Raw genomic sequence first — 8,241 nt, 5'->3', positions numbered from 1 at the left:
CCACCACCCACGCCGCATGGCTGCCAGCCCCGACCACGACCACACCCCGACCGGCCGCAGCCAGCCCGACCCACCACCCACGCCGCATGGCCGCCAACCCCGACCACGACCACACCGCAACAGGCCGCGCCCAACCCGGACCCACCACCCACGCCGCATGGCCGCCAGCCCCGACCACAACCTCACGGCGACCGGCCGCACCCAGCGCAACCCACCACCCACGCCGCATGGCCGCCAGCCCCGACCACGACCACACCGCAACCGGCCGCGCCCAACCCGGACCCACCACCCACGCCGCATGGCTGCCAGCCCCGACCACGACCACACCGCGACGGGCCGCACCCAGCCCAACCCAGCACTCAGGCCGCATGGCTGCCGCCCTGACCACAACCTCACGGCGACGGGCCGCATTCACCCGAACACAGCGCCCACGCCGCCAACACCAACCACAACGCCACCGCGACGGGCCGCTAGCCAGCCCAGCCAGCACCCACGCCGCATGGCCGCCGTGACGGACAGCCGCCGGCCCGGGCCGCGGCACTCCGCAGCCGGCAACGAAACGGAGCGCGCGCGGCTAGGAGAGCTGCGGCGCGCGGTTTTCGTATGGGGTGGAGAGGACGACCGTCGTGCGGGTGGTGACGTTTGCCGCCGTGCGGATCTCCTGCAGCACCCGCTCCAGGTCGGCCGGGCCGGCCACGCGTACCAGGAGCAGGTAGAAGTCGTCGCCCGCCACCGAGTAGCAGGAGTCGATCTCGGGGAGGTGCCGGAGGCGGTCGGGCGCGTCGTCCGGCTGGGACGGGTCGAACGGCCGGATCGCCACGAACGCCGTCAGCGGCAGGTCGAGCGCCTCGAAGGACACCCTCGCCGTGTAGCCGCTGATCACGCCGCGCTGCTCGAGCCGGCGTACCCGCTGGTGCACCGCCGACACGCTGAGCCCGACGCGCTCGGCCAGGTCGGTGTACGACAACCGGCCGTCCGCGGTCAGGGCGCCCACGATGGCCCGGTCGATCTCTTCCACGGCCGCCACCCTACTGTGCGGCGGCCGCCCCGCGGGTCAGCGCCCGGCTGATCACCATCCGCTGGATCTGGTTGGTGCCCTCGACGATCTGCAGCACCTTGGCCTCGCGGAACCAGCGCTCCACCGGGTGGTCGGCGACGTAGCCGGCCCCGCCCAGCACCTGCACCGCGTCGGTGGTCACCCGCATCGCCATGTCGGTCGCGAACAGTTTCGCCTTCGCCGCCTCGGTCGAGAACGGCCGGCCGGCGTCCTTGAGCCGGGCCGCGGCCAGCGTCAGGGCCCGCGCGGCGGAGATCTGGGTGGCCATGTCGGCCAGCATGAACCCGACGCCCTGGAAGTCGCCGATCGGACGGCCGAACTGCGTTCGTTCCCCGGCGTACGCGACCGCGTGGTCCAGCGCCGCCTGAGCCAGCCCGACCGCGCACGCCGCGATGCCCAGCCGCCCGGCGTCCAGCGCCTGCATCGCGATCCTGAAGCCCACCCCCTCGGCGCCGACCCGCCGGTCGGCGGGGACCCGAGCGCCGTCGAAGACGATCTGGGCCGGCGGGGACGCGCGCAGGCCCATCGTGTTCTCCGGCTTCTGCGGCAGCAGCCCGGGCGTGTCGGCGTCGGCGAGCAGGCAGGAGATGCCGGACGGGCCGGGTCCGCCGGTGCGGCAGAAGATGTTGTAGAAGTCGGCCTGCCCGCCGTGGGTGATCCAGGCCTTGGTGCCGGTCACCACCCAGTCCTCGCCGTCGCGCACGGCCCGGGTGATCAGGGCCGCGGCGTCGGACCCGCCCTGCGGCTCGGACAGGCAGTACGCGCCGAGCAGGTCGCCGCCGAGCAGGTCGGGCAGCATCTTGCGCTGGCGCTCGCCGCCGTACGCCGCCACCGGGAAGCACGACAGGGTGTGCACGCTGACCGCCTCGGCGATCGCCAGCCAGCGCGCCGCGAGCACCTCCAGCACCTGCAGATACACCTCGTACGGCTGGCCACCGCCGCCGTCGTCCTCCGGGTAGGGCAGGCCCAGCAGGCCGGCTTGCCCGATCGTTCGCAGCACGTCGCGCGGGAACTCTCCCCGCGCCTCGAAATCGGCCGCCCGTGGCGCCAGCTCCCCGTCGGCGATCTCCCGCGTCAACCCGAGAAGCTCAGACGCCTCCTCGGTCGGCAGCATCCGGTCAACCGTCATGACTGACAGCTTAACGGTCGTTAGGGCTGTTAGGTATTAGGCTGCGTGCCATGACGGACCGCCGGCCGCTGCTCGCCGTTGACGCGCCCAGCCTGTATTTCCGCGCCTTCCACGGCATCCCCGAGAACGCCGCCCGGACCGACGCGGGTGAGCCGGTCAACGCGATCCGCGGCTTCATGGACATGCTGGCACAGCTGATCCGCACCCGGCGGCCCGATCGGGTGGTGTGCGCGCTGGATGCGTCGTGGCGACCGGCCTGGCGCGTCGCGCTGGTGCCCTCGTACAAGAAGCACCGGGTCGCGCACGGCGACGTCGAGGAGGTGCCGGCGGCGCTGGAGAAGCAGATCCCGGTGCTGCTCGAGGTGCTCGCCGCGGTGGGCATCCCGGCGTTCGGGGTGGACGGGTACGAGGCCGACGACGTGCTCGGCACCCTCGCGGCCACCCAGCCCGCACCGGTCGAGGTGGTCTCCGGCGACCGCGACCTGTTCCAGCTGGTCGACGACGAGCGCGGCACCCGCCTGCTCTACTGCGGGCGGGGCGTGGCCAAGCTGGAAGACGCCGACGACGCGCTGGTGCTGAAGAAGTACGGGGTGCCGGCCCGCTGGTACGCGGACTTCGCGGCGATGCGCGGCGACCCGAGCGACGGCCTGCCCGGCGTGCCCGGTGTTGGCGAGAAGACGGCGGCCCGGCTGATCGACCGCTACGGCGGCGTCGAGCAGATCCTCGCCGTCCTCGACGACCCGGGTGCCGGCTTCGCACCCGGTCTGCGCACCAAGCTCAAGGACGCGGCAGAGTACCTGGGCAGGGCGCTGCCGGTCTGCAAGGTGGCCCTGGACGTGAAGCTGCCGGACTTCGACGCCACTCTGCCGAAGGCGCCCGAGGACTCGGACCGGCTGCTCGCCCTGGCGGAGCGGTGGAATCTGGCCGGGTCGGCGCGCCGGCTGGTCGACTCATTGAACGGGTAGGGCGATCTGAACGGGTAGGGCGATGTCGCACACGGGCCCGGTGTCGTAGGAGTAGACCTCGCGGGGCGGCCCGGCGGCCCGTCGTCCGGCCCATCTCCGCAGCGCGTCGTAGACCGACAGGACACGCGGGACCTCGAAGTTCCCGGCGTCCACGGGGATGTACGCCTCGGCGTGCGCGGGTTCGAGCCGGACGGCGACTCCCCCGGGATCGGCGGCGATCGGCACGCACACCTCGATCGGCGCGGCCGCGTCCTCCGACGGTGTGCCGTGGAAGATCACGAACCGGGGGCCGGCCGCGCCGCCGACCGTCGAGGCCGTGGCGAGGAGCCGGGCGGTCGCCTCCCGCTGCCAGTCGAGCTGCGCCAGGGTGACGTGCCGCTGCTCGGTCAGCACCAGCTGGTCGGGCACGTCGCGGGTGCGTACCTGCCACGGGCCGGGCGGTGTCTCCCCCGCCAGGCTGCGCACCAGCCGCTCGGCCAGCGAGCGCTGCGCGGCCAGGCGCTGCTCGACCTCGGCCCAGTACCGGTCGAGCAGCTCCGCCCCACCGGCGCCGCGGTCGGCGGTGATCGTCGCGATCTGCGCGAGCGGCATGTCGAGCCGGCGCAGCAGGGCGATCAGCCGGGCGGTGTCGAGCTGGCTCTCGGCGTACCGGCGGTAGCCGTTGCCCGGCTCGACCACCGCCGGGCGCAGCAGGCCGATCCGGTCGTAGAGCCGCAGCGCCTTCATGGACAGCCGGGAGCGGCGGGCGAACTCGCCGCTCGTCAGCAGCACTTCGTCAGACACCGGTCCTCATCAGGCGTTGTGCTGGGCGACCGGCCAGGCGACATCGAACACCACATCATCCTCGCTCGCCGCCCCGAAATCGGTCCAGTACACCTCGCGGGGCGGCCCGAGCACGGTCAGGCCCTGGTCGCCGGCCCACTTCTCGATGCCCTCGTACACCTCACCGAGCCCGCCGCTCAGTACCGTTGCCTTGCGTACGCGGGCGAACGCCTCGTGGTGCGCCGGCAGCTCCCGGTCCCCGCCCTCGGCCACCGGCCGGCCGACCACCACCTCACATGGCGCCTCGTTGGGGTTGCCCTCGTAGACGACGACGAACACCGGGTCGCCGGTGTCCCGCCCGAGCCACGGCTGCGACGCCGCGTCGAGCCCGCCGGGCGCGTCGCCCACGCGGGCCATCGCCCCGGGCAGCCACTCCATCAGTTGTTGCTGGTCCACCACGCGGACCTCGGTGACGACCCGCAGGGCGGGCACGTCGCGAGTGCTGATCTCTGTCATGACCGCAGTATGGGTGTCTGCCCCAGGGGCCAGGTCAAGACCGGTTCAACGCCGGTTGGCGGCTGCGGTCCACGACAACGTCGGCGACCGCCGCGATGGTGGCGATCACCACGAACCCGATCGCGACGCCGAGGGCGTACCGCAGAGCCAGGCCCCAGCTGCCGCCGCTGGACGCCAGCTGGGCGAAGAAGACCGTGCCGGCCGCCGCGATGCCCACCGCCGTGCCGATGCGCTGGCCGGTCTGCAGCACGGCGCCCGCGCTGCCGGCCCGCCGCACCGGCACCTGCGACAGGGTCAGCGTCTGGTTGGGGCTGATCACGAAGCCACCGCCGATGCCCGCGACGAGCAGCGGCAGCGCGGCGGCCCAGCCGGCGCCTCGGCCGGGCACGAAGTGCAGGACGACCACGACCGCGGTCAGCCCGGCCGCGACCATGACCAGACCGATCAGCACCAGCGGGCGGCCGTACCGCTCGACAATCCGCCCGCCCAGCGCGGATGCGGCCGCGCCGCCGACCGCGAACGGCGTGACCGCCAGGCCGGCCAGCAGCGCGCTGTACTTGAGGCCGTTCTGCAGGAAGAGCGTGTAGACGAAGAACAGCGCCGGGAAGCCGGCGAAGTAGAGCAGGCCGATCACCGTGCCGAAGGCGTACGAGCGGGTGCGGAACAGGTCCACGTCGATCACCGGGGTGCCGCCGCCCCGGGCGTAGCGGCGCTCCCAGGCCAGGAAGCCGGCCAGCACGGCCAGCGCGGCCGGGATCAGCAGCCACTTCGCCGGGCCGTTCCACTCCCGTTCCTGCACGAGCGGGAGCAACAGCAGCAGCACTCCCGTGCCGAGCAGGACCACGCCGACCGGGTCGAGGCGCTCCTTCGGCCGGTCGTCGGCGGGCTTGGCCGGGATGTACTTGACGGCGAGCAGGATCGCGGCGATGCCGATCGGCACGTTGATGTAGAAGATCCAGCGCCAGCCCTGCTCGGCGCCGAACACGGCGATGAGCAGGCCGCCGAGCAGCGGCCCGACCGCGGTGGAGACGCCGATGGTCGCGCCGAGCAGGCCGAACGGCTTGCCCCGCTCGCGCGGCTCGAAGAGCTGCTGGATCAGGCCGGACACCTGCGGGTTGACCACGCCCGCCGCGGCGCCCTGCACGAGCCGGGCGACGACCAGGAAGAGCGCGCTGCCGGCCAGCCCGGCGGCGGCGCTGGCGAGGGTGAAGGCGGCCACCCCGACGATGAAGACCGACCGCCGCCCGCGGGCGTCACCGAACCGGCCGGCGGGCACCAGCAGCAGGCCGAAGGTCAGCGCGTACCCGGACAGCACCCACTGCAGCGCGCCCGAGCTCAGCTCCAGGTCGGCGCGGATGGACGGCAGCGCCACGTTGACGATGCTCACGTCGAGCAGCGTCATGAAGCCGGCCGTGAGCGCGACGCTCATGGCCTTCCAGCGGTCAGGGTTGGTCACCCAGTGACGCTGCCCCCGTCAGCGCGCGTCAAAACCGCCGGTACAGGCGGACGTCGGCCACACTCCACCAGCTGCCGCTGCTCGCGGTGGAGGTGATCCGCAGCCAGCGGGCCCGGGTACGTGGCACGTCGACGTCGGTCAGCTGCCCGGTCGACGCGCCGCTCGCGAGGTCGCGCCAGACGACGCCGTCCGAGCTGGCGGATAGGCGCCAGCCGCGCGCGTAGTCGCCGAGGTTGCCGCCGCTGTCGATGGACACCCGGTCGAAGACGGCGGACCGCGCCAGGTCGATGGTGAGCTGCTGGCCGGGCTCCTGCGGCGCGCCGCTCGACCAGCGGGTCGACGCGTCACCGTCGACCGCGGCCTGCGGCGTCTCGCCGGCCGGCGTGGCGGTGGCCGTGGCGCCCGGGATGCGGACCGGGGCGAGACGGTCGGCCAGCCGGTGGTCGCGCGGCCAGGTGAAGGTCGCCAGGGCGCCGCCGGGCAGCGTGTACTCGAACTCGCGCTCGCCGGCCCGGACGGCGAACGTACGCGGGTCGTCGTTCTCGTTGTGCACGATCAGCGCGGTCGAGCCGTCCGGGTTCCGGAAGGCCACGTCCATGATCTGGCCGTTCCAGCCGGTGGTGCCGAAGGACGTGCTGCCGATCCGGACCGCGCCCGGGCGCACGAACTTCGCCGCGTGCCCGATGGTGAAGTATTCGGCGTCGCGGGAGACGCTCCCGTCCGGGTGCAGCGTCAGCAGCCCGGTGCAGGTGTCGCAGCCGCCCAGGTGCGGGCCGCCGGTCGAGTCGAGCGCGATGTTCCAGTTCACCGCGGACTTCGCCCAGTTCCGCATGGTGCCGATGATGATGTTGCGGGCGTGCCAGGTGAGCGTGCCGCGGAAGATCTGCTCGGGCGTGTCCGTGGGTCCGTGCGAGCCGGAGCACTCGGTGAACCAGATGCCCTTGCGCGGGAAGGCGTTGTGCAGGGCGGTCATCGCGCTCGGGTCGCCGGAGTAGCAGTGGTACGCGGTGCCGGCGATCCACTTCGCCGCCTCGGTGCGCAGCAGCCGGTACGGGTAGTCGGTCTCCGGGTCCTCGCCGGGCGGGGTGGACTCGATGTCGCCGGGATGGGTCGACCAGTTGTGGTCGTACCCGAGAATCCTGGTCCTGAGGCCCGCCGCCCGCAGCTTGGGCCCGAGCGCGGCGATCACCGCGGCCTCCTGCCGCACCGGCATGTCGGTGCCGGGGTATCCGGAGGGGTGCCGGTTCTGCGGCTCGTTCTGCACCGACAGGTAGTCGATCGGCACCCCGGCCCGCTGGTACGCGCGGACGAACTTGACCAGATACCGTGCGTACGCATCGTAGATCCGCGGGTCGTCCTTGAGCCGGCCGCCGACCAGCGAGTCTCCGGTCTTCATCCACGCCGGCGGGCTCCACGGCGTCGCCATCACGCTGAGCCGCGGGTTGAGCCGCTTGGCCCGGCGCAGCAGCGGCAGGATCTGCGCCTCGTCGTGCGCGATGCTGAAGTGCCGCAGCGCGAAGTCGGTCTGCCCGGCCGGCACGTCATCGTAGGTGTAGTGCTCGGCGGCCGCCGTGAAGTCGGACGATCCGACCGGCTGGCGCAGCAAACTGACGCCGATCCCCTCCCGCGGGTCGAAGAGCGACCGCATCGCCTGCTCGCGCGCCGCCGGGCCGAGCCGGTAGAGCACCGCCGCGGAGGAATCGGTGATCGACGCGCCGAAGCCGTCGATCTCCTGATAGCGGTCGGACGGGTCGAGCACGATGGTCGGCGCGTCGCTGCGGCCGGTGCCGAAGGAGACCGGCGCCCGCTCGTGCAACTCCTCGGCGCGATCCGGGGTGGTCACCCACACCCTCGCCCGCGGCTCCTGCTGATGGGCCGGATGGGCCGAGGCGACGGCCGGCGCCGGCAGGACGAGGACGGCGGCGGTGACGGCCGCGAAGAGGACGCGCATATCGAGAGGAAACAATCAAGTAACCGGACTGTCAATCTAAGCTCGTCGAATGACCACATTTGTCGTCGTCGGCGCCGGGTGGCGGGCCGAGATGTTCTGGCGGCTCGCCGCCGAACTGCCCGATGTCGACTGTGTGGGCGCGGTGGTGCGCACGCCGCGGGAGCTGCCGGTGCCGGCACTGCGGACGATCGATGAGGTACGCGCGGACTTCGTGGTCACGGCGGTGCCGTGGGACGTCAACGCCCAGGTGGTACGCGACGCGGTGCAGCGCGGCCTGCCCGTGCTGGCCGAGACGCCCCCGGCGCCCGACCTGCCCGCGATGCGAGTTGGATGGGGGTTTCATGGGATTAATCCCATGAAAGTACCAACTCAACAACACACTAACGCCTGTTGGTTCCAACCAAT

Annotated in this window: 7 protein-coding genes and 1 pseudogene; 2 read left to right on the top strand and 6 right to left on the bottom strand. The window is 72.7% G+C overall.

Annotated elements, in window-relative coordinates; genetic code table 11:
* Positions 1-574: 574 nt before the first annotated feature.
* Both AB0M20_RS15875 and AB0M20_RS15870 read right to left on the bottom strand, forming a co-directional pair.
* Positions 575-1,018 carry an Lrp/AsnC family transcriptional regulator gene (locus AB0M20_RS15875; protein ID WP_364298631.1) on the bottom strand — a complete coding sequence of 148 codons (444 nt, stop codon included), beginning with the start codon at positions 1,016-1,018 and terminating at the stop codon, positions 575-577.
* Positions 1,019-1,028: 10 nt separating this feature from the next.
* The gene (locus AB0M20_RS15870; protein WP_364298629.1) at positions 1,029-2,186 is read right to left on the bottom strand and encodes an acyl-CoA dehydrogenase family protein; all 1,158 of its coding nucleotides are present in this window, start codon (positions 2,184-2,186) and stop codon (positions 1,029-1,031) included.
* Between the two features lie 50 nt (positions 2,187-2,236).
* Between AB0M20_RS15870 and AB0M20_RS15865 the strand changes: the two genes are divergently transcribed.
* A complete protein-coding gene (locus AB0M20_RS15865; protein ID WP_364298627.1) occupies positions 2,237-3,151 on the top strand; it encodes a 5'-3' exonuclease in 915 nt (304 codons plus the stop codon).
* Here AB0M20_RS15865 and AB0M20_RS15860 read toward each other — a convergent pair.
* The 4 genes from AB0M20_RS15860 to AB0M20_RS15845 are packed head-to-tail and all read right to left on the bottom strand — an operon-like array spanning position 3,137 to position 7,836.
* Entirely contained in the window at positions 3,137-3,934 is a 798-nt protein-coding gene (locus AB0M20_RS15860) for a helix-turn-helix domain-containing protein (RefSeq protein WP_364298625.1), read from the bottom strand. The genes AB0M20_RS15865 and AB0M20_RS15860 overlap by 15 nt on opposite strands.
* A 9-nt stretch (positions 3,935-3,943) precedes the next feature.
* The gene (locus AB0M20_RS15855) at positions 3,944-4,429 is read right to left on the bottom strand and encodes a GyrI-like domain-containing protein (RefSeq protein ID WP_364298623.1); all 486 of its coding nucleotides are present in this window, start codon (positions 4,427-4,429) and stop codon (positions 3,944-3,946) included.
* A 34-nt stretch (positions 4,430-4,463) separates the two neighbouring features.
* Positions 4,464-5,858 (bottom strand): MFS transporter, encoded by a 1,395-nt coding sequence (locus AB0M20_RS15850; protein WP_364298633.1) that lies wholly within the window; start codon positions 5,856-5,858, stop codon positions 4,464-4,466.
* A gap of 55 nt (positions 5,859-5,913) precedes the next feature.
* Entirely contained in the window at positions 5,914-7,836 is a 1,923-nt protein-coding gene (locus AB0M20_RS15845) for a discoidin domain-containing protein (RefSeq protein WP_364298621.1), read from the bottom strand.
* A gap of 49 nt (positions 7,837-7,885) precedes the next feature.
* On the opposite strand from AB0M20_RS15845, the pseudogene AB0M20_RS15840 reads away from it, so the two are divergent.
* Positions 7,886-8,241, top strand: a pseudogene (locus tag AB0M20_RS15840) (gfo/Idh/MocA family oxidoreductase); the annotation flags it as partial.

The organism is Actinoplanes sp. NPDC051633, assembly GCF_040681735.1.
In the GTDB taxonomy this organism is placed as follows: Bacteria; Actinomycetota; Actinomycetes; order Mycobacteriales; family Micromonosporaceae; genus Actinoplanes.
Note: the sequence above shows the minus strand (reverse complement) of the source record. Positions and strands in the feature narration are given on the sequence as shown.

Coding starts and splice junctions, on each gene's coding strand:
- AB0M20_RS15870 (WP_364298629.1), bottom strand. CDS start 2,186: ATGACGGTTGACCGGATGCTGCCGACCGAGGAGGCGTCTGAGCTTCTC.
- AB0M20_RS15850 (WP_364298633.1), bottom strand. CDS start 5,858: ATGAGCGTCGCGCTCACGGCCGGCTTCATGACGCTGCTCGACGTGAGC.
- AB0M20_RS15865 (WP_364298627.1), top strand. CDS start 2,237: ATGACGGACCGCCGGCCGCTGCTCGCCGTTGACGCGCCCAGCCTGTAT.
- AB0M20_RS15855 (WP_364298623.1), bottom strand. CDS start 4,429: ATGACAGAGATCAGCACTCGCGACGTGCCCGCCCTGCGGGTCGTCACC.
- AB0M20_RS15845 (WP_364298621.1), bottom strand. CDS start 7,836: ATGCGCGTCCTCTTCGCGGCCGTCACCGCCGCCGTCCTCGTCCTGCCG.